The 22,187-nt window shown below is 74.9% G+C and carries 21 protein-coding genes; 8 read left to right on the top strand and 13 right to left on the bottom strand.

All coding sequences use genetic code 11. From position 1 onward, the window contains the following. The first annotated feature begins 6 nt into the window (after positions 1 to 6). On the top strand, positions 7 to 873 hold the full coding sequence (locus AB0C87_RS17470; RefSeq protein WP_345172012.1) for a universal stress protein: 867 nt from the start codon (positions 7 to 9) through the stop codon (positions 871 to 873). Between the two features lie 130 nt (positions 874 to 1,003). Here the strand turns inward: AB0C87_RS17470 and AB0C87_RS17465 are convergent, their stop codons facing one another. Both AB0C87_RS17465 and AB0C87_RS17460 read right to left on the bottom strand, forming a co-directional pair. After that, entirely contained in the window at positions 1,004 to 1,444 is a 441-nt protein-coding gene (locus AB0C87_RS17465; protein ID WP_360578429.1) for a pyridoxamine 5'-phosphate oxidase family protein, read from the bottom strand. 101 nt (positions 1,445 to 1,545) lie between these two features. Continuing rightward, positions 1,546 to 3,963, bottom strand: coding sequence for a glycosyl hydrolase family 65 protein (locus AB0C87_RS17460; RefSeq protein ID WP_360578427.1), 2,418 nt, complete (start codon positions 3,961 to 3,963; stop codon positions 1,546 to 1,548). 218 nt (positions 3,964 to 4,181) lie between these two features. Between AB0C87_RS17460 and AB0C87_RS17455 the strand changes: the two genes are divergently transcribed. Further along, positions 4,182 to 5,033 carry a universal stress protein gene (locus AB0C87_RS17455; protein ID WP_360578425.1) on the top strand — a complete coding sequence of 284 codons (852 nt, stop codon included), beginning with the start codon at positions 4,182 to 4,184 and terminating at the stop codon, positions 5,031 to 5,033. Positions 5,034 to 5,085: 52 nt separating this feature from the next. On the opposite strand, the gene AB0C87_RS17450 is transcribed toward AB0C87_RS17455, so the two are convergent. Further along, entirely contained in the window at positions 5,086 to 5,610 is a 525-nt protein-coding gene (locus AB0C87_RS17450) for a CBS domain-containing protein (RefSeq protein ID WP_345172020.1), read from the bottom strand. Beyond that, positions 5,607 to 8,330 (bottom strand): HAD-IC family P-type ATPase, encoded by a 2,724-nt coding sequence (locus tag AB0C87_RS17445; RefSeq protein ID WP_353834441.1) that lies wholly within the window; start codon positions 8,328 to 8,330, stop codon positions 5,607 to 5,609. Before AB0C87_RS17445 ends, AB0C87_RS17450 begins: the two co-directional genes overlap by 4 nt. A gap of 199 nt (positions 8,331 to 8,529) precedes the next feature. Between AB0C87_RS17445 and AB0C87_RS17440 the strand changes: the two genes are divergently transcribed. Genes AB0C87_RS17440 through AB0C87_RS17430 form a run of 3 tightly spaced genes read left to right on the top strand, consistent with a single transcriptional unit; the run spans position 8,530 to position 10,771 of the window. Next, entirely contained in the window at positions 8,530 to 9,414 is an 885-nt protein-coding gene (locus tag AB0C87_RS17440; protein ID WP_360578423.1) for a universal stress protein, read from the top strand. Next, entirely contained in the window at positions 9,411 to 9,908 is a 498-nt protein-coding gene (locus tag AB0C87_RS17435) for a flavodoxin domain-containing protein (protein WP_345172026.1), read from the top strand. Before AB0C87_RS17440 ends, AB0C87_RS17435 begins: the two co-directional genes overlap by 4 nt. Continuing rightward, positions 9,905 to 10,771 carry a universal stress protein gene (locus tag AB0C87_RS17430; protein ID WP_360578421.1) on the top strand — a complete coding sequence of 289 codons (867 nt, stop codon included), beginning with the start codon at positions 9,905 to 9,907 and terminating at the stop codon, positions 10,769 to 10,771. The genes AB0C87_RS17435 and AB0C87_RS17430 overlap by 4 nt, the downstream gene beginning before the upstream one ends. Positions 10,772 to 10,844: 73 nt before the next feature. Here AB0C87_RS17430 and AB0C87_RS17425 read toward each other — a convergent pair whose 3' ends face one another. Then, positions 10,845 to 11,534: a response regulator transcription factor gene (locus AB0C87_RS17425; protein ID WP_345172030.1), complete on the bottom strand. Its 690-nt coding sequence runs from the start codon at positions 11,532 to 11,534 to the stop codon at positions 10,845 to 10,847. Positions 11,535 to 11,737: 203 nt separating this feature from the next. Here AB0C87_RS17425 and AB0C87_RS17420 point away from each other — a divergent pair, with 203 nt between their 5' ends. After that, a complete protein-coding gene (locus tag AB0C87_RS17420; RefSeq protein WP_360578419.1) occupies positions 11,738 to 12,745 on the top strand; it encodes a hypothetical protein in 1,008 nt (335 codons plus the stop codon). Here AB0C87_RS17420 and AB0C87_RS17415 read toward each other — a convergent pair. Continuing rightward, positions 12,726 to 13,160, bottom strand: coding sequence for a pyridoxamine 5'-phosphate oxidase family protein (locus AB0C87_RS17415; protein ID WP_345172034.1), 435 nt, complete (start codon positions 13,158 to 13,160; stop codon positions 12,726 to 12,728). The two genes, AB0C87_RS17420 and AB0C87_RS17415, sit on opposite strands and share 20 nt — an antisense overlap. A 90-nt stretch (positions 13,161 to 13,250) precedes the next feature. On the opposite strand from AB0C87_RS17415, the gene AB0C87_RS17410 reads away from it, so the two are divergent. Beyond that, complete coding sequence (locus tag AB0C87_RS17410; protein ID WP_353834446.1) at positions 13,251 to 14,972, top strand: GAF domain-containing protein; 1,722 nt, start codon at positions 13,251 to 13,253, stop codon at positions 14,970 to 14,972. A gap of 28 nt (positions 14,973 to 15,000) precedes the next feature. Here AB0C87_RS17410 and AB0C87_RS17405 read toward each other — a convergent pair whose 3' ends face one another. Next, a complete protein-coding gene (locus AB0C87_RS17405) occupies positions 15,001 to 15,582 on the bottom strand; it encodes a hypothetical protein (RefSeq protein ID WP_353834447.1) in 582 nt (193 codons plus the stop codon). 238 nt (positions 15,583 to 15,820) lie between these two features. On the opposite strand from AB0C87_RS17405, the gene AB0C87_RS17400 reads away from it, so the two are divergent. Continuing rightward, complete coding sequence (locus AB0C87_RS17400; RefSeq protein WP_345172040.1) at positions 15,821 to 16,384, top strand: hypothetical protein; 564 nt, start codon at positions 15,821 to 15,823, stop codon at positions 16,382 to 16,384. 118 nt (positions 16,385 to 16,502) lie between these two features. Here AB0C87_RS17400 and AB0C87_RS17395 read toward each other — a convergent pair whose 3' ends face one another. The 6 genes from AB0C87_RS17395 to AB0C87_RS17370 form a co-directional block, all read right to left on the bottom strand. Continuing rightward, a complete protein-coding gene (locus AB0C87_RS17395; RefSeq protein WP_353834448.1) occupies positions 16,503 to 17,981 on the bottom strand; it encodes an AAA family ATPase in 1,479 nt (492 codons plus the stop codon). 5 nt (positions 17,982 to 17,986) lie between these two features. After that, a complete protein-coding gene (locus AB0C87_RS17390) occupies positions 17,987 to 18,667 on the bottom strand; it encodes a CBS domain-containing protein (protein ID WP_360578416.1) in 681 nt (226 codons plus the stop codon). A 28-nt stretch (positions 18,668 to 18,695) separates the two neighbouring features. Continuing rightward, complete coding sequence (locus AB0C87_RS17385) at positions 18,696 to 19,139, bottom strand: universal stress protein (protein ID WP_353834450.1); 444 nt, start codon at positions 19,137 to 19,139, stop codon at positions 18,696 to 18,698. A gap of 125 nt (positions 19,140 to 19,264) precedes the next feature. After that, on the bottom strand, positions 19,265 to 20,044 hold the full coding sequence (locus tag AB0C87_RS17380; RefSeq protein ID WP_353834451.1) for a TSUP family transporter: 780 nt from the start codon (positions 20,042 to 20,044) through the stop codon (positions 19,265 to 19,267). Positions 20,045 to 20,077: 33 nt separating this feature from the next. Beyond that, on the bottom strand, positions 20,078 to 20,662 hold the full coding sequence (locus tag AB0C87_RS17375) for a rhodanese-like domain-containing protein (protein ID WP_345172050.1): 585 nt from the start codon (positions 20,660 to 20,662) through the stop codon (positions 20,078 to 20,080). 55 nt (positions 20,663 to 20,717) lie between these two features. Further along, positions 20,718 to 22,103: an MBL fold metallo-hydrolase gene (locus AB0C87_RS17370; protein WP_360578414.1), complete on the bottom strand. Its 1,386-nt coding sequence runs from the start codon at positions 22,101 to 22,103 to the stop codon at positions 20,718 to 20,720. Positions 22,104 to 22,187 lie beyond the last annotated feature (84 nt).

The following is a 22,187-nucleotide window of genomic DNA, read 5'->3' as shown; positions in this document are numbered from 1 at the left end:
TTGACCATGTCCGATCCGATCATCGTCGGAGCCGACGGCTCCGTCCCCTCCGAACGGGCCGTGGCCTGGGCGGCCGATGAGGCCGCCCGGTACGGGCGCGCGCTGAGGATCCTGCACGCGGTGGAGCGGTGGGGGTTCGACGTGCCGCTCAACACCGCCCCCGGCGAGGTGGTCTCGCTGACGCGGCAGGGCGAGGAGGTGCTGGCCGCCGCCGAGCGCGTCGCGCACGCCCGGCGGCCGGAGGTGCCGGTGAGCCTGGAACTGGCGTCCGCGCGCACCGTCCGGGCACTGGCCGAGCATTCGGAGGAGGCGTTCGAGGTGGTGGTGGGCAGCCGCGGTCTCGGCGGGTTCGCGGGCCTGGTCCTCGGCTCGGTCGGGCTGGGCGCGGTCCGCCACTCCGCCTGCCCGGTCGTGGTGGTGCGCGGCGAACCGGCCGCCGAGCGCGGCGAGATCGCCGTGGGCGTCGGCCTCGGCGACGACTCCGCCGTGCTGGAGTACGCGTTCCGGGCCGCCGCCGTGCGGGAGGCGAGGCTGCGCGTCGTGCACGCCTGGCCGTTCCCCGCGGTCCTGGACGGGCACGGAGAGAACCTCGACCTCCGGCGCTTCGAGGAGCGGGCCCGGTGGCGCGTCATCGAGGCGCACGCGCCCCTGCGCAAGAGCTTCCCCGGGGTGGAGGTCGTGGAGGACCTCGTGCAGGACAACCCCGCCGCCGCGCTCGTCGCCGCGTCCCGCGACGTCGACCTGGTGATCGCCGGCTCGCATCCCCGCGAGGGCCTGACCGTGCCGCGCAGCCGCGCGGTGACGCACGGCCTCCTCCACCACGCGCACTGCCCGGTCGCCGTCGTCCCCATCGCGGGCGCCTCCGCTCCTTGAGCGCACATCGGATCCTTGAGCGCACATCGGACATGGACGCCGCATCGCGCAGGGCCCGGCACCTCGCCGGGCCCTACGCGATGAACGGGCGGCACAAGCCGCCTCGGGCGCCGTCACGCCGCCGAGTCGTTCAGGCCGCGGTCTCGTGGGCGTCGACGGGGGAGACCCCGACGCGCTGACCGGTGATCTGCCGGCAGGAGACCAGGATGAAATCCGCCCCGGCTCCGGCCGTCCAGGGCCGGAGGGCCTCGCGGGCGCGCTCCCCGGGATCGCGGACGACCCGTGCCCGCCCGATGACGGTGACCGACCACCCGCTGCGGCGGGCGGCGTCCAGATCGTCCGCCTGGAAGGCCACGATTGCGCCCCGGGTCGCGGCCGGCAGCCGGGAACCGCGCGGCACCGCGATGACCACGTCCTCGCCGTCGACGACGAAACCGACCGGCGCCACGGCGGGCAGCGCCTGCTCGGTGAAGACGATCCGGCCGACGGTGGCGGTGCTCATGAGGCGCAGGCACTCCGCTCGCGTGAGGCCCGCCGCCTCGTCCGCGCCCCTCATGGCTTCCTCCCTCATGTCTCCATGCTCCGCTCCGCCCCCGGCGAGCGGGAGGGGCCAAGGTCACCTCGCCGGAAGCCGTCCGTCCCCTTCCGGCCGGGCCCTTCGAACGGCCCGGCTCAGCCGCCGGCCGGCGGCGGCCTGCCGGCCAGCAGGGGGCTCTCCCAGGACGCGCCCGGCTGGATCTCGATCTCCTCGGCGCCGTAGGAGATGCGGATGGGGGAGGCCGCGCCGGGGCGCAGCGCGACGCGGACGAGGTCCTGGCGGCAGGTCAGGTCGATGCCCCAGTTGCCGCGGTAGCGCAGCCCGAGGCGCAGCTCGCCGACCGCCGGGGGCAGGCGCGGCTCCAGCCGCAGCGCGCCGCCCCGGGTGCGGACGCCGGCGTGGCAGCGCTGGACGAGGTCGACGGTGCCGGCCATCGCGCCCAGGTGGACGCCCTCGGCGATGGTGCCGCGCTGGACGCCGGTGACGTCGGTGAACAGCGACTCGAGGAAGACGCCCCAGGCCTCGTCGCCGTCGGTGTGGGCGAGGATCCAGGCGTGGACGAGCGAGCTCAGCGTCGATCCGTCGCAGGTGCGGGGCAGGTAGTAGGCGATGGTCCTGGCGGCGAGCTCGGGCCCGTGCTCGTAGCCGAGGTTCCGCAGGACGGCGTCCAGCTCGCCCGGCGAGAGCACGTAGAAGAGCATGAGCACGTCGGCCTGCTTCGAGGCCTTGTAGCGGTTCGGCGAGTCGCCCTCGGCCTCCAGGATCCGGTCCAGCCTGCGGATGTCGCCGTAGCGTTCCCGGTAGCGGGCCCAGTCGAGCTCCTCCAGGCCGCCGTAGCCCTCGAACTGGCTGATCACCCCGGCGTGGAAGGGGACGTACATCTTGCGCGCCACGTCCTCGAAGCGGGTGATCTCCTCGCGGGTCAGCGCGAGCCGTTCGCGCAGCTCCCCGCGGCGGTCCTCGGGGAGGACGGCGAGCGCCTCCAGCGCCCGCTCCAGCAGCCAGGCGGCGAGGACGTTGGTGTAGGCGTTGTCGTCCAGGCCGGGCCGGTCCCGTCCCGGGTAGGCGTCGTGGTACTCGTCCGGGCCCATGACGCCGCGGATCCCGTACCGGTCGGTGGAGCGGTCGTAGACCGTCAGGTCGGCGAAGAACCGGGCGACCTCCAGCATGATCTCGGCGCCGTACTCGGCGAGGAACTCGGCGTCGCCGGTCGCCTCGTAGAAGCGCCAGACGTTGAGCGCGATGGTCAGGCCGACGTGGCGCTGCAGGTGCGTGTGGTCGGGCAGCCACCGGCCCGACCGCGGGTTGAGGTGGACGAGCTGGGTCTCCTCGCGGCCGTCGGCGGCGCTCTGCCACGGGTACATGGCGCCGCGGTGCCCGGCGGCCGCCGCGGCGCGCCGGGCGGCGGGCAGCCGCCGCCACCGGTACAGCAGCAGCGCGCGGGCGATCTCGGGGAACCGCATGGTCAGGAACGGGAGGATGAACACCTCGTCCCAGAAGACGTGGCCGCGATAGGCCTCCCCGTGCAGGCCGCGGGCCGGGACCCCGACGTCCAGGTCGACGATGTGCTCCGACACGGTCTGCAGCAGATGGAAGATGTGCAGGTTGAGGACGCGCTGGACCTCGACGTGGTCGACGCTCAGCTGGCAGCGCCGCCACAGCCGGTTCCACGCCAGGGTGTGCCGCTCCAGCAGGGCGTCGAAGCCGCCCGCCTCCGCTGCGGCGCCCAGCGCGGCCTCCCCGGCCTCCTCGACGGCGCGGTCGCGGGAGGTGAACACCGCCGCCACCTTCTCGACCGTGACGTGCGCGCCCTGCGCGGCGTCGACGGTCAGGTCCTGGGCGGCCCACCCGTCCTCGGCGAGCCGGGAGGCCTCGGCGGGGACCGACACCCGGGTGCGGGCCGCGACCCCGATGCCGATCTTCGAGGAGACGGTCGAGGCGCGCAGCAGGAGCGGCCCCCGGTCGTCCCGCCGCAGCGGCTCCTCGCGGGTCAGGTGGGTTCCGGGCAGGTCGCGGTACCGCTCGACGCCGGCGTTGGAGACCCGGCCGTCCAGCGCGGACCGGATGCGCAGCGTGCCGCTCCAGTCCTCGGCGACGATCGTGGTCTCGAGCGCGGCCAGGTGCGGGTCGTCCATGGAGACGATCCGGCGCTGGGCCAGGCGGAACGTCCGCCCGGCCCGGTCGCGCACGCGGACGAGCCGGGTCAGGACGCCGCGCCGCAGGTCGAGTTCCTGCCGGTAGGACAGGAGCCGGTCCTCCTGGAGGGCGGCGTCCGGGTCGAACCACTCGCCGTCCTCGGCGCGGAAGGTCAGCGGCAGCCAGTTCGGCATGTTGACGAGGTCGGCGTTGTCGGCCCGCAGCCCGCCGATCTCGGTCGGGAGCCGGTCGTAGCAGCCGGCGACGTAGGTCCCGGGGTAGTGGACGCCGTCGGCCGCCGACTCGGGGGCGGCGCCCCGGGTGGCGACATAGCCGTTGCCGAGCGTGCACAGCGCCTCCCGCAGCCCTTCCGTCGCGGGATCGTAGCCGTCGTAGGCCAGGATCCACCGGCTCATGGCGTCTCCTCACACCGTCGTCGGGGCCCTCGGCCGGGCACTCCCGCCAACCACGCTGTCATCGGCCCCTCGGCTCCCGGCAGTACCGGACGACCCGGCGCGGCGGGACCTTCGGCCCGTGCCCCGTGGCCCGGACCGGCCGAGACTGAAGTCGGGACCTCTGTTCGAGGAGGGGTGGACGGATGGCGGCGCTGACGAGGGCTCAGAGGTCGAACGTCTTGTTCGGCTATGACGGGACCAAGGAGAACGACCCCGCGCTGCGCTGGGCGGTGGAGGAGGCGCGGCTGCGTGGGCTCGACCTGATGCTGTGCTACTGCTGGCACTGGCCGTACCCCAGCGGCCACGTGGACGCCGGCGTGCAGGCGGTGCTCCAGCGGGCGGGAGAGAACCTCCTGCGCAAGGGGGCGCGCCGGGCGCGCGACCTGGGCGCGCAGGGGAAGGTGCGCACGCTGCTGAGGCGGGAGCCCGCGTGCGACACGCTGGTCTACGAGTCCGACGACGCGGAGCTGATCGTGGTCGGCTCGCACGAGCGGCACCTGCTGCCCGCGGGCTCGACGGCGACGGAGCTCCCGGCGCGGACCCGCCGCCCCGTGGTGGCCGTCCGCGGCGCCGACGGCCACCGCGGTCTCATCGTGGCCGGAGTCGACGCGTCGGAGCACGCGGACGCGACGGTCGGCTTCGCCATCGAGGAGGCCGCGCTGCGCGAGTGCGACCTGCGCGTCGTGCACGGGGCGTGGGAGCCGGGCGCCGTGCCCGAGAGCGACCTGCCGCTGTTCGCCGATAAGGCCAGGCTGTTCCAGGCGCGGGCCGCGATGCTGGAGCGGCTCGTCCACCCCTGGCGGCGGCGGTACCCGAAGGTCCACGTGGACGTCTCGCTGCTGCTGGAGCGGCCCCGCGAGACGCTCCTGAACGCCGCCGACGGCGCCGACCTGCTCGTGGTGGGCGACCGCGGCACCGGAAGCCTCGATCCGCTGCTGCTGGGGGCGACCAGCTCGGCGATGCTGCACCACGCCCCCTGCTCGGTCGCGATCGTCCCGGCGCCCCGGTACACCGCCCAGAGAGTCGCCTGAGGGGAACGCCCCGCCGGCCGCTCGCGCCTCGCCGCGGGCGGCCGGCGCCGGTTCAGTCGGGGGCGATGTTGCTCCGGCCCGGGTGCGGGGCCCGCGTCTCGCGGGGGAGTACCGGCTCGATCCGGTACAGCGACGGCATGCCGCCGGTCCGCGCCGGGATCTCGCGGTGCACCCCGGCGAGGGCGCAGACCAGGTCCCGTGCGGTGACGAGGCCGGCCAGGGCGCCGTGCTCGTCCGTCACCGCCACGTAGTCGCGGTCCGACTCCAGCATGGCCAGGGCCGCTTCGGCGACGGCGGCCGACGGGCGCACCGTCGCGGGCGGCCGGGACGGCAGGAGATCCGTGACGGGGCGGCGCGCCTCGCGGGGAACGGCGGCGTCCCAGGCCGAGGTGAGGGTCTGGGCGTCCAGGACGCCGAGGAAGCCGCCCTCGACGTCGGTGACGGGCAGGTGGTGGATCTCGGCCCGGCACATCAGCTCCCAGGCCATGATCACGGACTCGTCCGCGGCGATGGTGAGCAGGTCGCGGCTCATCAGCTCGGCGACGGCGCGCTGCTCCAGCGGTGGGCTCGGCGTCATGGCTCCTCCTCCGGGCCGAACGGATTGCCTCCGGCTCCAGACTCCTCCGGGACGCCTGCCGCCGGCAGGGGCGAACGTCCCCCGACCCGGCGCCGGAGGGCCGGATCGGCGCGCGACTGGACGTACTTCAGAATCTCGATCACCACGTAGGAGACGGCGGCGATGACGACGATCCGCGCCCAGGCGCCGGCGCCGAGCGGGGCGGAGTGGAACAGGCCGTTCATGAAGGGCGCGTAGGTGTAGAGCGCCTGGACGGCGACGAGGGCCAGGACGCTGGCGCCGACCCAGGGGTTGCGGCGGACGCCGTGCCACAGCAGCGGACGGTCCAGCGACAGGCAGTTGAAGAGGTAGGTGAGCAGTGTCAGCGCGAAGACGTTGACGACGATCGTCTGCGCGACCTCCGGCGTGGCGCCGTGGGCGCGTTCCCAGTGCTGGAGGCCGAACGCGCCGGCGAGCAGGATCGCCGAGACCACCAGGACGCGCAGCGTCATCGCGCGGGTGAGCAGCGGCAGCGACGGGTCGCGGGGCGGGCGGCGCATGATGTGCTCGTCCTTCGGCTCGACGGAGAACGGCAGGCCGAGCACGAGCACCGCGGTCATGTTCAGCCAGAGGACCTGCAGCGGCAGGACGGGCAGCGCCGTGCCCGCGACGATCGCGGCGACCAGCACGAGCCCGAGCCCGATGTTGGACGGCAGCGCCCAGACGATGAACTTGACCAGGTTGTCGAAGACGCCGCGCCCCTCCTCGACGGCCTTCTCGATCGAGGCGAAGTCGTCGCCGGTGAGGACCATGTCGGCCGACTCCTTGGCGGCGTCGGTGCCGGCGCGTCCCATGGCGACGCCGATGTCGGCCTGCTTGAGCGCGGGCGCGTCGTTGACCCCGTCCCCGGTCATCGCGATGACGTGCCCCCGGTCCTGAAGGATCTGGACGAGGCGGAGCTTCTGCTCGGGGGAGACGCGGGCGAAGACGGTGGTGGCCTGGACGCGTTCGGCGGAGACGCCCGAGGTCAGCTCGGCGCCCGTCATCACCTCGCCGTCCAGCCCGACGCGGGTTCCGACGGCGCGCGCGGTGGCGGCGTGGTCACCAGTGATCATCTTGACCTGGACGCCGGCGTCGTGGCAGGTCCGGACGGCCCGGGCGGCGTCCTCGCGGGGCGGGTCGAACATGGCCTGCAGGCCGAGGAAGGTCAGCGGGGGCGGTTCGTCCAGCGCGGAGCCGCGGGCGCGTCCCCGGGCGAAGGCCAGCACGCGCAGCGCCTGGCCGCCGTAGGCCTCGGCGCGCGCGGTGACCGCCGCTCGGTCGAGCGGGACGGGCGCGCCGTCCGGACCGGCGGCGTCCTCGCACAGCTCCAGGATCCGCTCGACGGGGCCCTTGACGTAGACGGCGCCGTCCTCGTGCAGGGTGGCCATGTAGCGGCGCTCGGCGGTGAACGGCAGGGTGGCGACGCGGTCCGGCACGCCGTCCACGCCGGCCTTGGCCGCGCTGGTCAGCAGGGCGCCTTCGGTCGGGTCCCCGGTGATGTGCCAGCCGTCCCGCCGGTGCAGTTGCGCGTCGTTGCAGGCGAGGCCGGCCAGCAGCGTCTCCCTGAGCGCCGGGTCGGCCGCGGCGTCGACGTCCCGGCCGTCCCGCCGGATCGTCCCGGTGGGCGCGTAGCCGGCGCCGGTGACGGTGTAGTCGCGCCCGCCGGCGGCGACGGCGGTGACGGTCATCTGGTTCTGGGTGAGGGTGCCGGTCTTGTCGGTGCAGATGACGGTGGTGCTGCCGAGCGTCTCGACGGCGGGCAGGTGCCGGACGATGGCGCCGCGGCCGACCATGCGCGAGACGCCGAGCGCGAGGGTGATCGTGACGACCGCGGGCAGCCCCTCGGGGATCGCGCCGACCGCGAGGGCGACCGCGGCGGTGAGCATCTCGGTCGCGCCGCGCCCGCGGAGCACGCCGATGAGGAAGGTCAGCGCGGCCAGCGCCAGGATCGCCACCGTCACGATCTGGCTGAAGTGTGTGATCTTGCGGGTGAGGGGCGTCCGGACCGCGCCGGTGCCCTCCACCAGCCGGTGGATGCCGCCGAGCTCGGTGTCCGCGCCGGTCGCCACCACCAGGCCCGCGGCGCTTCCGGACGTCGCCAGCGTGCCGGAGAAGGCCATGCCGGTGCGGTCGGCGAGGGCGGCCTCGTCTTGCGCCGCGGTGTCCTTGGCGACGGGCACCGACTCGCCGGTGAGCGCCGACTCGTCCACCGCGAACTCGTCGGAGCGCAGCAGCCGCAGGTCGGCCGGGACCTTGTCGCCGGCCTCCAGCCTGACCAGGTCGCCGCGCACGAGTTCGGCCGACGGCACGCGCCGGGCCGCGCCGTCGCGGACGACCAGCGCCGCCGTCCGGGCCATGGCGGCCAGGGCGCCCAGCGCCTTCTCCGCGCGCGACTCCTGGACGAAGCCGACGACGGCGTTGACGACCACCACCCCGAGGATCACCAGCGCGTCCACGTGCTCGCCGAGCAGCCCGGTCACCGCCGCCGACACCAGCAGCACGTAGATCAGCGGGCTGTTGAACTGCAGGAGGAACCGCACGACGGGGCCGCGCCCGCGCGCGGCGGGCAGCGTGTTGGGCCCGTCGCGCTCCAGCCGCCTCGCCGCCTCGCCGGAGGAGAGCCCGTCGGAGGCGTCGCCGCCGAACGCGCGCACGACCTCGTCGGCCGTCCTGCGGTAGGGCGCCGGAGCCGTCGTCATCGGGGCCCGCGGCCGCGGCCGCCGGGGTCGGCGACCGCGGGGTCGCAGCGTACGTCCATCGTCGCACCTCCTGCCGCCCCCAGCCTGGCCGCACGCCGCGGCCGGGGGCAGGGCCGAAGGTCCCGGCGTCGGCGGACCCACGCCTCTGACCGCTCCGCCGCCGGTGTTGTGAGTCTTGGAGATCTGGAGGTGGAAGACGATGGACGGAGCACATGTCCTGGTCGGGTTCGACGGTTCCCCCGCCGCCGGGCGCGCCCTGCGCTGGGCGGCGGCGGAGGCGTCCCTGCGCGGCGTGCCCCTGCGGGTCTGCCACGCCTGGAACTGGCCCTATCCCGCGGGGCCGGAGGGGGACGAGGCGCTGGAGATCGTCCGCGGCATGGGCGTCATCGCCCTGGAGGACGGGCTCCGGATCGCCCGGGAGACCGCGCCCGGCCTGGACGTGCGGCCGCTGCTGTCCCAGGGCACGCCGCCCGCCGCGCTGCTGGCGGCGTCGCGGGACGCCGAGCTGATCGTGGTCGGCGCCCGCGGGGCCGGCGGGTTCGACCGGCTGCCCCTCGGCTCCACCGCCGTCCACGTTCCCGCGCACGCCGACCGTCCCGTCGTCGTCGTGCCCGCCCACGACCCGGCGCGGGCCGGGAAGAGGATCGTCGTCGGGGTCGACGGGTCGCCCGCGAGCCAGGCCGCGCTGCGGTTCGCGCTGTGCGAGGCCGGGCTGTGGCACGCGTCGGTGACGCTGGTGTGCGCGTGGTGGGACCCCGCCGCGCTCCCGGGCCCGGACCGGCTGCCGTCCAGCGATCCGCAGGGCCTCGAGGAGCAGGCCAAGGCGCGGTTCGCCGCGGCGGTCGCGCCCCTTCTCGCCGCGCACCCCGGGGTCGCCGTCGAGCGGCGGTTCGTCCTGGAGCGGGCCGGGCGCGCCCTCGCCGACGAGGCCCGGGACGCGAGGCTGCTCGTGGTCGGCGACCGCGGCATCGGTTCGTCCCCGAAGACCCTGCTCGGCGCCGTCACGAGGTTCGTGCTGCACGAGGCGCCGGGTCCGGTCGCGGTCGTCCACGACCGCGACCCGCACACGAAGGAGCCGTCATGATCCGGGTACTGGTGGCGTACGCCTCCGAGCGCGGCGGAACCGCCGAGATCGCCGAATGGGCGGGCGCCGCGCTGCGCGAGTCGGGCGTGGAGGCCGACGTGCGCCCGGCGGGGGAGGTCGACGCCCTCGACGGGTACGACGCCGTCGTCGTCGGCGGCGCCCTGTACGTCGGGCGCTGGCACCGGGAGGCGCGCCGCTTCGTCCGGCACCACGCCGACGCGCTGGCGCACCGGCCGGTGTGGCTGTTCAGCAGCGGTCCGCTGGACGACAGCGCGCGGGAGCGCACGATCGACCCCGTCCCCGGCGTCGCCAAGTACGCCCGCCGGATCCGCGCCCGGGGCCACGCCACCTTCGGCGGGCGGCTGGCTCCCGACGCCCGGGGCTTCATGGCCGGCAAGCTCGCCCGGACGGCGTCGGGGGACTACCGGGATCGCGACCGCGTCGGCGACTGGGCCGCCGGCATCGCCCGCGACCTGCGGAGCGTGGCCGTATGAACAGGATCATCGTCGGGGACGACGGTTCGGAGCCGAGCCTGCTCGCGGTCGACTGGGCCGCCGACGAGGCCGCCCGCCGCGGCGCCTCGCTGCACGTCGTGTACGTGGTCACGCCGTGGCTGTTCGACGTCCCCGCCGATCCGGGCGCCGCCCGCGTCCGCGAGCAGCTGCTGGACGGCGGCCGGGACATCGTCGAGCTCGCCGTGGCCCGCGCGCGCGACCGCGTTCCGGGCCTGGAGGTGACCGGCGAGCAGACCGGCGGGCAGCCCGCCAAGGTCCTCGTCGAGCAGGGGCGCGACGCGCTGATGGTCGTGACCGGCTCGCGCGGGTCGGGGGGCCTTTCGGGGCTGCTGTTGGGCTCGGTGGCGATGCAGGTCGCCGCGCACGCGGCGTGCCCGGTGGTGGTCGCGCGGGACCCGGAGGCGGACCCGCGTGGAGACGTCGTGGTCGGGGTGGACGGTTCCCCGGCGGGCGCGGACGCCGTCGGTTTCGCCTTCGAGGAGGCGTCCCTGCGCGGGGTGCGGCTGCGCGCCCTGACCGCCTGGACGCACCCGGTCCCTTCGGGCCGGGGCGACACGCAGCCTCTCGTCTACGACCGCTCCCTGGTCGCCGCGGAGGAGGAGCGCGTCCTCGCCGAGTCGCTCGCCGGGTGGTGGGCCAGGTACCCCGACGTCAAGGTGGTGTCCGAGGCCGTCAACGGCCGGGCCGCGAAGGTCCTGGCGGACGCGTCCGTCAACGCGGGCCTGCTGGTCGTCGGCTCCCGCGGGCACGGGGGGTTCGCCGGGCTCCTGCTGGGATCGGTGGGCCACGCGATGCTGCTGCGCGCGCACTGCCCGGTCGCCATCGTCCGTAGGACGCGATGACAGCGACCGTAGGACGCAGGTGATCGGGGAAGCCTGGCCCGGCCGCCCCCCCAAGGCCCGGCCGGGCCAGGGCTCAGTCGCGCCCCTGCCTTGCCTGGGCGCCGTCGGCCTTGAGCTGCGCGGCGAGGGCGGCGGCCTGCGTGCGGCGGCTCATGCCGAGCTTGGCGAAGATGTTCGAGATGTAGTTCTTGACCGTCTTCTCGGCCAGGAAGAGGCGCTCGCCGATCTGCCGGTTGGTCAGGCCCTCGCCGATGAGCTCCAGGATGTGCCGCTCCTGCTCGGTCAGGCCCTTGAGCGGGTCGCTCTTCTCCTGGCGGGTGCGGAGCCGTTCGAGCATGCGGGCGGTGCTGCGGGGGTCGAGGAGCGACTGCCCGGTGGCGACGGTGCGGACGGCGCCGACGAGGTCGGAGCCGTGGATCTGCTTGAGGACGTAGCCGGACGCCCCGGCCATGACCGCCTCGAAGAGGGCGTCGTCGTCGTCGAAGGAGGTCAGCATCAGGCACGCCAGCTCCGGCAGCTGGGAGCGCAGCTCGCGGCAGACGCTCACGCCGTCCCCGTCGGGCAGGCGGACGTCCAGCACGGCCACGTCGGGCCGGACGGCCGGGATCCGCGCCAGCGCCTCGGCCGCGGTGCCGGCCTCGCCGATGACCTCGATGTCGTCCTCGGCGGACAGCAGCGCGGCGACTCCGCGGCGGACGACCTCGTGGTCGTCCATCAGAAAGACCCGGATCGTCCCCGCGTTCCCTGGCGTCTGGGCGGTCATGGCTCTCGTTTCCTCGGTCCGGTGGTGACGGAATGGACGCTACCTCGCCGCCGGCCCCGTCCCCAGCCCGCGGAGGTCCCCCGCCCGCGGGACCTACGTCCCGACCCGGAACACGTCCCTGCGCCCCTTCGGGATGGACCTTCGGCCCTGCCGCGGGGGCGGGGGCCGCTGGTGAGGTGAAAGCTGAGGGGAAGGAGCGATCCATGCAAACCAGGTTCAGGACTTCCGCGGACATCGCGGACGACATAGAGCGCGCCGTCGAGGACGCGCTGTGGGCGCCGTCGGTGCACAACACCCAGCCGTGGCGGTTCGGCGTGCGCGGCCCCCGCGTCAGCCTGCGCGCCGACCCGGACCGCCGCCTGGGCGTCGCGGACCCGAGGGGCCGGGAGATGCTGATCAGCTGCGGCGCCGCGCTGTACAACCTCCGGCTGTCGCTGCGCGCCCAGGGCTACGACCCGCTCGTGCGCCTGCTGCCCGATCCGGACCGCCCGCACCTGCTCGCCGACGTGGTCCTGGAGCCCGACGAGCCCGCGGACCGGCAGATCCTGCGGGAGCACGAGCAGATCCGGCGCCGGCGCAGCCATCGGGGCGCGTTCCGTCCCGAGACCGTCCCCGCCGGGGTCCTGTCGGCCATGCGCTATGACGTCGAGCGCGAGGGCGCCCGGCTGATCGAGGCGGTCGACCCGCACGTCAAGGGGGCCCTGGCCGCCCTGACCGACGCGGCCGAGCACATCCAGCGCCGCACCCCCGCGTACTCCACGGAGATCGGCCGCTGGGCGCCCTCGCCCAGGACGGCCCGCAAGGACGGCGTCCAGGAGGGCGCCTACCCCAGGCGGACTCCCGAGACCAGCCCGAACTTCCCCGCCCGCGACTTCGCCCGCGGCCAGGGGTGGGGCGCCGAACCCGCGCACCCGGAGGGGAAGAGCACGGCGGGGGTGGCGCTTCTCCTGGTCTCCGACGGCGACGGGCCCGCCGACTGGCTGCGCACGGGCCAGGCGCTGCAGCGGGCGCTGCTGAGGGCGGCCGAGGGCGACCTGGCGGCCGCCTTCCACACCCAGGCGCTCGAAGTGCCGGAGCTGCGCGCCTTCATCCGCGCCCACTTCTGCCGGGACGCCTACCCGCAGATGCTCCTGCGCATCGGGGCGCCGGAGGGCGAGGGGCTGGACACCGTCCGCCGGCCCGTCGCCGAGGTCATGATCGTGGAGCCCTGAGCGGGACGGCTTCGGGGATGCGGCGGCCGGTGATGAGCCGGGGCCGGACGACGATGAACTGGTCGTGCTCGCCCGGCGCCCAGCTGCGCAGCGGGAGCGCGGACAGCCGGGCGATCTCGCCGGGCTCGGTGACGCGGCGGGCGGGCCCCACGGTGACCACCGACCAGCCCCTGCCGCCGTCCGCGTCGATCTCGTCGATCTCGAAGGCGACGATCGTGTCGGAGGCGGCGGTGGCCAGCCGCGAGGCCGATGACGTCTTCACCACGATGAGCTCGCCGTCGAAGACGAAGTTGACCGGTTGTACGGTGGGCAGCGCCTGGAGGGTGAACACGATCCGGCCGACCGTCGATCGGCCGAGCAGGGCCCGGCATTCCCCGTCGTCGAGGATCTCCATGCCGCTGTGGTCGAGGTGCATGACCCCAATGTGGTGCACCGGCGGCCCGGGCATCAGGGTCTAAGGTCCCTGACCTGACTTCTCGCCCCGGGGCAGGGTAATACTGGACCTGTGGTTCATGATTCGGGCGCCGGCCATGACCGGGCACGGCTGATCCTGCCGCAGCTGCAGCTGGACGATCTTCTGTCGGAGCTGCAGTCGAGGCTGGAGGCGGCGAGGTCCACCCGGGACCGGGTGCACGCGCTGCTGGAGGCCGTGGTCTCGATCGGCAGCGAACTCGACCTGGAGTCGGTGCTGCGGCGCATCACCGAGGCGGCCACCACCCTCGTCGACGCCCGCTACGGAGCGCTCGGCGTCATCGGCGAAGAGGGCGAGCACCTGGTGCAGTTCGTCACCGTGGGCGTCAGCGACGAGGAGATCGAGGCGATCGGCCACTGGCCGCACGGGCACGGGATCCTCGGCCTGCTGATCCGGGAGCCGCGCTCGCTGCGACTCCCGGACCTCGGGGACCACCCCGCCTCCAGCGGCTTCCCCTCCAACCATCCGCCGATGCGGACGTTCCTCGGCGTCCCGATCCGCGTGCGGGACGAGGTGTTCGGCAACCTCTACCTGACGGAGAAGGCCGGCGGCGGCCAGTTCGAGGAGGAGGACGAGGTCGTGGTGATCGCGCTGGCCACGGCCGCCGGCGTCGCGATCGAGAACGCCCGCCTGTACCAGGAGACCCGCCGGCGCGAGCGGTGGCTGGAGGCGTCGGCCGAGGTCTCCACCGCGCTGCTGTCGGGCACCGACCCGCACGAGGTGACCACGCTGGTGGCGCAGCGGGCGCAGGAGATCGCCGAGGCCGACCTCGCGGCCGTGGCGCTGGTGGAGGAGGGCGGCGCGCACTTCGCGGTGGAGGCCGCCCGAGGACAGGGCGCCGAGCGGCTGGAAGGGCTGCGGGTGCCGCTGGAGCACTCGGTGGCCGGGCCGGTGTTCACCGAGGGGACCGCCCTGCGGCTGGCCGACGGGGAGAAGGCGGCGCGCGATGCGAACCTGCCCACGCGGGTGCCGATCGGCCCGCTGCTGATCGTGCCGCTGGGGCTCGGGTCGGCGGCGCGCGGCGTCATCTCGGTGGTCAACCCGCCCGGCGGGGCGCTGTTCTCGGAGGGGACGCAGCGGCTGCTGGAGGCGTTCGCGGGACAGGCGGCGGTGGCCCTGGAGCTGGCCGAGCGGCGCCGGGACGCCGAGCGGCTGGCGCTGCTGGAGGACCGCGACCGCATCGCCAAGGACCTGCACGACACCGTCATCCAGCGGTTGTTCGCGACCGCGATGGGGCTGATGGCGGCGATCAAGATCACGCAGAAGCGGGAGGTCGCCGTCCGGGTGCAGCGGGCGGTGGACGACCTGGACGACACCATCCGGCAGATCCGGTCGTCCATCTTCGCGCTGCAGGGCCCCGAGACCGACGAGACGTCGCTGCGCAGCCGGGTGCACTCCCTGGCCGACAGGGCGGCGGAGCATCTGGGGTTCGCGCCCTCGGTGCGGCTCGACGGGCTGCTGGACACCTCGGTCGACGAGGAGATCGGCGAGCAGCTCCTCGCGGTCGTGCGGGAGGCCCTGTCGAACGTCGCCCGGCACGCGCACGCCACCGAGGCGGCCCTGACCATCGACGTCGGGGACGACGTGACGGTGCGGGTGGCGGACAACGGCGTCGGCATCGCCGAGGGCGGTCGCCGCAGCGGGCTCCGCAACATGGAGTCCCGCGCCGAGGGCCTGGGCGGCACGTGCACCGCCGAACGGCGCCCGGAGGGCGGCACGCTGCTGGTCTGGTGCGTCCCGCTCAAGCCCGCCTGATCTTCCGCACGCACCGGTCCCGCCGGCATCAGGGGCCGATGCGGTTGTCGAGGCGCGCCCACTCGGCGTCCCACGACCGGGAGCGGCAGCGGTCGCACCGCGCCCGGACGAGCCAGTAGAGGCAGAGCGCGGGCAGCCCCGTGGCGATGACCACGCCCGTCCCGTCCACCGCGGTGTGGATGACCGTCTGCGCGTGCCGGCGGGGCGGCGTGATCGAGACGCCGTCGGGCCCGGCCCACAGGATGAGGCGCTCCCCGACGCCGGCTCCCCGCCACGTCGTGTAGTCACCGGTCCGCCGGGTCCCGTCGGGTTCGGTCCAGGCGACCGTGACCGTGCGGCGGCCCCCCGGATCCTGGACCTTCACGATGGTGGCCTCGACGCGGTGCCGTGTGGCGGCCTGCTGGCGCTCGGCCCGCACGCCCGAGCCGTACGCGGCCTGGACGGCATGGGCGAGCAGCGGCGGCGTCGCGCTGAGGAAGACGATGAGCAGGAGCAGTCCGAGCCGCCACTGGACCCGGTCCACGTGGCGCCGCAGGTCGTTGCGGTCGAAACCGCAACTGCGACGCCAGCGGTCGATCCGTGCTGTCCAGCGGCCGGTCCGTGCTCGCATGGTCGTCGCTCCCATGACGCCGTCCCTTCACCTTCCTTCCACCCTGACGCTACGCATCCGCCCTGGACGGCTGCAGAGGCGGAAGCCCTACGCGGGAGGGACCTCCCGGGCCCTCCAGCCCTCGGAAGGCGGGACCTTGGTCCCGCCGATCATGCGCCGAACGTACCTACAGGCCAAGGGCGATCCAGGGTTGAGTCATGGGTGACGAGATCATCGATGCGATGGAAGGTGAGTGGCGATGGCACTCTCCGAGCACAAGACCCACGTGGGCCGCGACACCCTGATCCGGGTGGTGACCCCCAAGCCGCTGACCGAGTCGCACGCCGCCCGTTACGCGTGGGCCGCCGCCCGCCTCGCGCTCGGCTGGATCTTCCTGTGGGCGTTCCTGGACAAGACCTTCGGGCTCGGCCACGAGACCCCCGCGGCCAAGGCGTGGGTCGACGGCGGCAGCCCGACCGAGGGGTTCCTGGCGCACGCGACCGCCGGGCCGTTCGCCGGCTTCTACCACGACATCGCGGGAGCGGCCTGGGCCGACTGGCTGTTCATGCTCGGCCTGGCCGGCATCGGCGCCGCCCTCGTCCTCGGCGTGGGCATGCGGATCGCCGCCGCGGCGGGAGCCGCGCTGCTGGTGATGATGTGGTCGGCGGTCCTGCCCCCGGAGAACAACCCCTTCATGGACGACCACCTGGTCTACGCGATCCTGATCATCGGACTGGCCCTGGTCAGCGCCGGTGACACCCTGGGTCTCGGCCGCTGGTGGGGAGCGACCCGCCTGGTCGAGCGCCTCCCCTTCCTCAAGTGACCTGATCCGCGACACGAGGGGCGCTCTCCGTGAGCGCCCCTCGTACGCGTGTCCGGCAGGAGGGGACGGCGCGTCGGACGGCCGAGCGGTCGGGCGTGGTCGGGCGCGGTCGGGCGGGTCAGGCTGGCCGCGGCGGAGGAGAATGCTCAGGCGGACCCGCGGGATGGAGGACGGCGAGGGCCTGGTCGACCGCGCGGGACAGGGACCCGCCGGTGTCGACGGCGGCCGATCCGGGCCAGGGCGCGGAGTCCGCGCGCATGGCGGCGGCGATGCCCGCGTCGGCGTCGGAGGCTCCCCGGGGACGGGTCCGCATCCGTTCGGCGCAGACGGCCTCCGGCGCTTCGCAGCGCAGCGGCGTCAGGCGCGCGTGCTCCCGCTCGGCGACGGCGGCGACGGCCTCGCGGTCGGCGTCCGACGTCCAGGAGGCGTCCAGGACGACCGTCTCGCCCATCCGGAGCAGCCGCGCGGCGCGCGCGGCCATCTCGCGGTAGGTGCGCCGGCTCCATTCCGGCGTGTAGATGCCGGAGCCGTAGGGGGCGCCCGCGGGGTCGGCGGGGGCCAGCCCGGCGAGCTCCTTGCGGATCCGGTCGCTGCTGAGCACCGTGCAGCCGAGCCGGTCGGCGAGCGCGCCGGCCAGGGAGGTCTTCCCGGTGCCCGGGAGCCCGCCCACCATGATCAGACCGACGCGGCCGGCGCGCAGATGGCGCAGCGCGACGTCGGCGTAGGCGCGGGCGTCGGCGGCCGCGTCCGGGGCGCCCTGGCCGTGGCGCAGGCACGCCACCTTGGCGCGGACGAAGGCGCGGTAGGCCACGTAGTGGTGGCGCAGTGAGGACGGGGCCGGGTCGGCGGCGTACTCGGCGTACCAGCCGAGGAAGCGTCCGGCGAGCTCCGGGGCGCCCAGGCGTTCGAGGTCCATCGCCAGGAACGCGGCGTCGTCCAGACCGTCCAGGTAGCGGAGCCGGTCGTCGAACTCCAGGCAGTCGAGGATCCGGGGGCCGTCGTCGAGGCAGAAGACGTCGCCGGCCAGTAGGTCGCCGTGCCCGTCGACCACGCGGCCGTCGGCGATGCGGGCGTCGAACAGGGGCTCGCGGCCGGCGAGGAACTCCTCCGCGAGGTCCTCGGTCTCGGCGGCGGCCGCGGCGTCCAGGACGGCGCCGTGGAACGGCCGGACCTGCTCGAAACTGTCGTGCCAGCGCCCTCGGACGGCGTCGCGGGTCTCCTCGGCCGCGATGCGGGGACCGCGCGGCGCCCTGGCGTGCCAGGCGGCCAGGATCCGGGCGGTGTCGCGCAGCGCGTCCCGCACCGGCGCGCCGGCCCGGACCAGGGTGGACAGGCGCCGGTCGGCGGGCATCCGCCGCATCACGACCAGATGGTCGCAGACGTCGCCGCCGGGCCCGCGCACGTCGGCGACGCCGAGATAGACGTCGGGGGCGAACCGCCGGTTCAGCCGGACCTCCTCGTGGCAGGCGCGCTCGCGCAGCTCACGGGTGCTGAAGTCCAGGAACCCCAGGTCCACGGGCTTCTTCAGCTTGTAGGCGCGGTCCCCGGCGAAGAACACCACGCCGATGTGGGTCTCGGCGACGGCGGCGTCCTCCATGGGCCTCATGCCCTCGGGTGGGGGGCGGGGCCGGTGTCGTCGTAGTCGTAGCCGAGGGTCGGGACGACGTCGACGACGCCTTCCGTGGCGGCGGCCATGCGCACGACGATCGGGATCAGGCTCTTCTGCTCCACGCGCCCGGTGAGGTGGACGACCCCCTCCTGGACGCGGACGTGCACCTCGGCGGGGTCCTGCCAGAGCCGGGAGACCAGGACGTCGTCGATGATCTCGTCCCGGATGTCGTCGTCGGAGCGGTGGAACACCGAGAGCAGGTCGCGGCGGGCCACGATCCCGGCCAGCCGGCCGTCCCTGACGACCGGCGCGGCCTTGAAGCCGTGGGCGTTCAGCACGCGGGCCGCCTCGGCGACGGGCGTGCCCGGCGCGACGGTGACGACCGGCGCGCTCATCAGCCCGCGGGCGTCCGGAGCGGTGGCCCTGGCCCGCGCCTCGTCCTGGGTGCGGCGCAGCAGCCGGGGCCGGCGCGGTCCCGCGCCGCCGCCGTACTCCTCCCTGCGCAGGAGGTCGGCCTCCGTGACGATGCCGGTGAGCCGGCCGTCGTCGTCCATGACGGGCACCGCGCTGATGCGGTGCTCGGCCATCGCGTCGGCGATCTCGGTGAAGGGGGTGTCCTCGGAGACCGTCACGACGGTCCTGGTCATGACGTCCCCGACCGTGCGGCGCTTCATGGCTCTCCTCCCGGGCTCGCCGCGGGCCTCAGAGGCCGTCGCCGGCGGTGGCCCTCTGGTCCGCGCAGATCACGACCTCGCAGCGCGCCCGCTCCCGCACGACCGGGACGGTGTCGCCGCCGAGCGGGTTGCCGTGCTCGGAGTGCGTCCGGGCGCCGACCACCAGAAGTTCGGCGCGCTCCGCCGCCCCGGCCAGCACCGGGCCCGGCTCGCCGTGCAGGACGCGCAGCCGGGTGGTCAGGTGCCGGGAGCGGGGGATGAGCCGGGCGACCAGGCGGCGCAGCCGCAGCCACTCCCTGATCGCGTTGAACGGGCGCCGCGCGGGGCCGTCGCCGGGCTCCATGACGCGGACCACGTCCAGGCGCGCGTGGCGTTCGGAGGCCTCGCGGGCGGCGCGGCGCAGCGCGGCCATGGAGTTGGGGGAACCGTCCACCCCGACGACGACGGACCGTTGTTCGGGCACGACCCACATCAGCGACCTCCCTCAGTCACCTCCACCCTCCCGCCCGGCGGGATCCGCGGGTCAGTGCCGAGCGTCCCCCCGAATTAGGACTTTTGGCCTGATCCGGGCATCCGGCGCGGGTCGGCGCCGCCAGGTCATCCGGTGGCTCCCGGATGGAGGAGGGCCTGCGCGGCCACGAAGGCCGCAACGGCGAAGACCAGGTAGGCGAACCAGCGCCGCAGCCGGTCGGCGTCCAGGCGCCGGGCGAGGCGGGCGGCGGTGAGCGACCCGGCGACGGCCGCCAGGGTGAAGGCCGCGATGACGCCGTAGTCCAGCGTCGCGTCCCCGGCGTGCGCGGCGAAGCCGGCGATCGAGTTGACCACCACGATGACCAGGGAGGTGCCGACCGCCGCGGCCATCGGCAGGCCCAGCCCGACGACGAGGGCGGGGATGATGAGGAAGCCGCCGCCGACGCCGAAGAGCCCGGTCAGCACGCCGACGGCCGCGCCCGCGCCGATCGACTTGGGCAGGCAGGAGCGCCAGTCGACGCCGCCGCCGGGCAGGGCGCACGCCCCGCCCAGCCGGTCGCCTCCGGCCAGCATCCGCCAGCCCGCCGCCACCATGAGCGCAGCGAAGCCGAGCAGGACGGCCTGGTCGGGCAGCAGGCGGTTCAGGGCGGCGCCGCCGAAGGCGGCCACCGCCCCGGCGGCGCCGAAGACGCCCGCGATCCGCCAGCGCACCTGCCCGGCGTGGACGCGGGGCAGCGCGGCCGTGGCCGAGGAGATGCCCACGACCAGCAGGGACGCCGGAACCGCCGAGGCCAGCGGCAGGCCCGCCCCGTAGACGAGGGCGGGAACGGCGAGGATGGAGCCGCCGCCGCCGAGCAGCCCGAGCAGGACGCCGATCAGGGCGCCGAGGACGAGCGCGGTCAGCATGTCGTCACCTCCTTGGCGGACGCGGCCGGCGGGTCAGGGGCGCTCCGCGGCCAGCGCGCCCAGGACGGCGGCCATGTCGCACTTCGGCCCGCGGTTGTAGGGGAGCTTGGACAGGGCCATCCCCATGGCGCACGTGTTGGACAGGGCGGCGAAGGTGAGGCCGCCGCCGATGGCCGCCGCGAGCCACTTGGCGCGCGGGACGGTCGTGCTGGCCAGCACCGAGCCGAGCACGATCGAGCCCGCGACCAGGCGGACCTGGCGCTCCAGGTCCCAGCGGGGGCGTCCCGCGGCGACCGGTTCGCCCGCGGCCTGCCAGGCGCCGATGCCGCCGTGCAGGACGCGCAGGTTCGGCAGGCCCGCGGTCGCCAGCGCCCGCGAGGCCTGGCCGGCGCGCTGCCCGGAGCGGCAGACGAGCACCACCTGCTCGTCGAGGTGGGCGCGCAGTTCGGCGCGGTGCTCGCGCAGCAGGTCCAGCGGGACGTTGTAGGAGCCGGGGATGTGCCCGGTCTCGAACTCGCCCGGCGTCCGGACGTCGATGAGCCGCGGCCGGTCGACGGAGTCCAGGAGTTCGCGCAGGGCGGGGACGTCCACGGTGGACGCGGTGGGCGGGGTGGTCACGGAGTCTTCTCCTGTGTCGTGGTGTCGGATCGTCGTGCGGTGTGGTCGGTCCGGGTCAGCGGTCGGTGATGGTGAGGCCCGCGGGCGCGGCCTCGGAGTAGGCGTCGTCGATGTGCACGGTCGGGATTCCGGCCCGCTGGAGCAGGCTGGTGGCCGCGGCGGCCCGGTAGCCGGAGCCGCAGTGCACCCAGATCGTCCCGTCGGGCAGTTCTTCGAGCCGCCCGGTCAGCTCGGGCAGCGGGATGTGGACGGCGCCCTCGACGTGCCCGTCCCTCCACTCGTTGGTCATGCGCACGTCCAGCACGGCGTCCGGTGCGGGGAGGTGCCGGGGGACGCGGCCGGCGCGGGCGGCGGCCAGGTCGCCGAACGTGGCGACGGGCGTCTCGCGCAGCCGGCCGGCGTCGCCGCCGGCCCACTGCTCGGGCTCCCCGGAGGCCGCCGCGGCCGGGCGGTCGACGCCGATGCGCGCCAGCTCCCGCTGGGCGGCGGCGATCTGCTCGGGGCTGTCGCCGAGCAGGGTGAGGGGCGCGCCCCACGGCGCCAGCCAGCCGAGCCACGTCGACATCGCGCCGTCCAGGCCGAAGCTGAGGGTGCCGGCCAGGTGCCGCTGCGCGAAGGCCTTGCGGGAGCGCAGGTCGACGACCCATTCCCCGGCGGCGATGCGGTCGCGCAGCTCGGCGGGGTCGGCGGTCCGGGCGGGAGTGAGGTCGAGCAGGTCGGCGCCGGCGCTGTTGCGGACGCCCATGTGCGCGTAGTAGGCGGGGTAGGCGTCGAGCCCGTCCAGGGTCTGGGTGACGAAGTCGTCGGCCTCCAGCCGCAGCGCCGGGTTGGCCCGCCGCTCCTGGCCGATGGTCGAGGACGCGGCGTCGGACTGGCTCGCCGAGCAGAAGCTGCCGAACCCGTGCGTGGGCCAGACGTGCGCGCCGTCGGGCAGCAGGTCGGCCAGCCGCCGCGCCGACGCGTGCTGCCGCTCGGCCAGCAGGTGGGCGTGCTCGGAGCCGAGGAGGTCGGTGCGGCCGGTGGTGCCGAACAGCAGCGAGCCGCCCGTGAAGACCCCTTCGGGCCCGCCGGAGCCCGACAGGATGTAGGACAGGTGGTGGAAGGTGTGCCCCGGGGTGGCGACGGCGCGGATGCGCAGCGCGTCGGAGACGGCGATCTCGTCGCCGTCGGAGAGGGCGGTCCGCTCGAATTCGACGTCCTCGTCGGCCGAGAGCAGGTACGCCGCCCCGGTCGCCCTGGCCAGGGCCAGCCCGCCGGAGACGTAGTCGTTGTGCAGGTGGGTCTCGGCCACATGCGTGATGCGGACGTCCAGCCGCCCGGCGAGGGCCAGGAAGCGGTCGATGTCGCGCTGCGGGTCGACGACCAACGCCACCCGCCCGTCGTGGGCGAGGTAGCTGCGGTCGCCCAGGGACGAGGTCTCGACTACCTGGACATGTACCATCTGCGTTCACTCCTTATACCCCGGGGGGTATGCTTCGGTCAGATCGCGGCCATGGTCGTATTCCCCTCGTCGAACGATGAGGGG

The organism is Actinomadura sp. NPDC048021 (genome assembly GCF_040653135.1).
Lineage (GTDB): Bacteria > Actinomycetota > Actinomycetes > Streptosporangiales > Streptosporangiaceae > Spirillospora > Spirillospora verrucosospora.
This window is presented reverse-complemented; position numbering and strand designations above follow the sequence as displayed.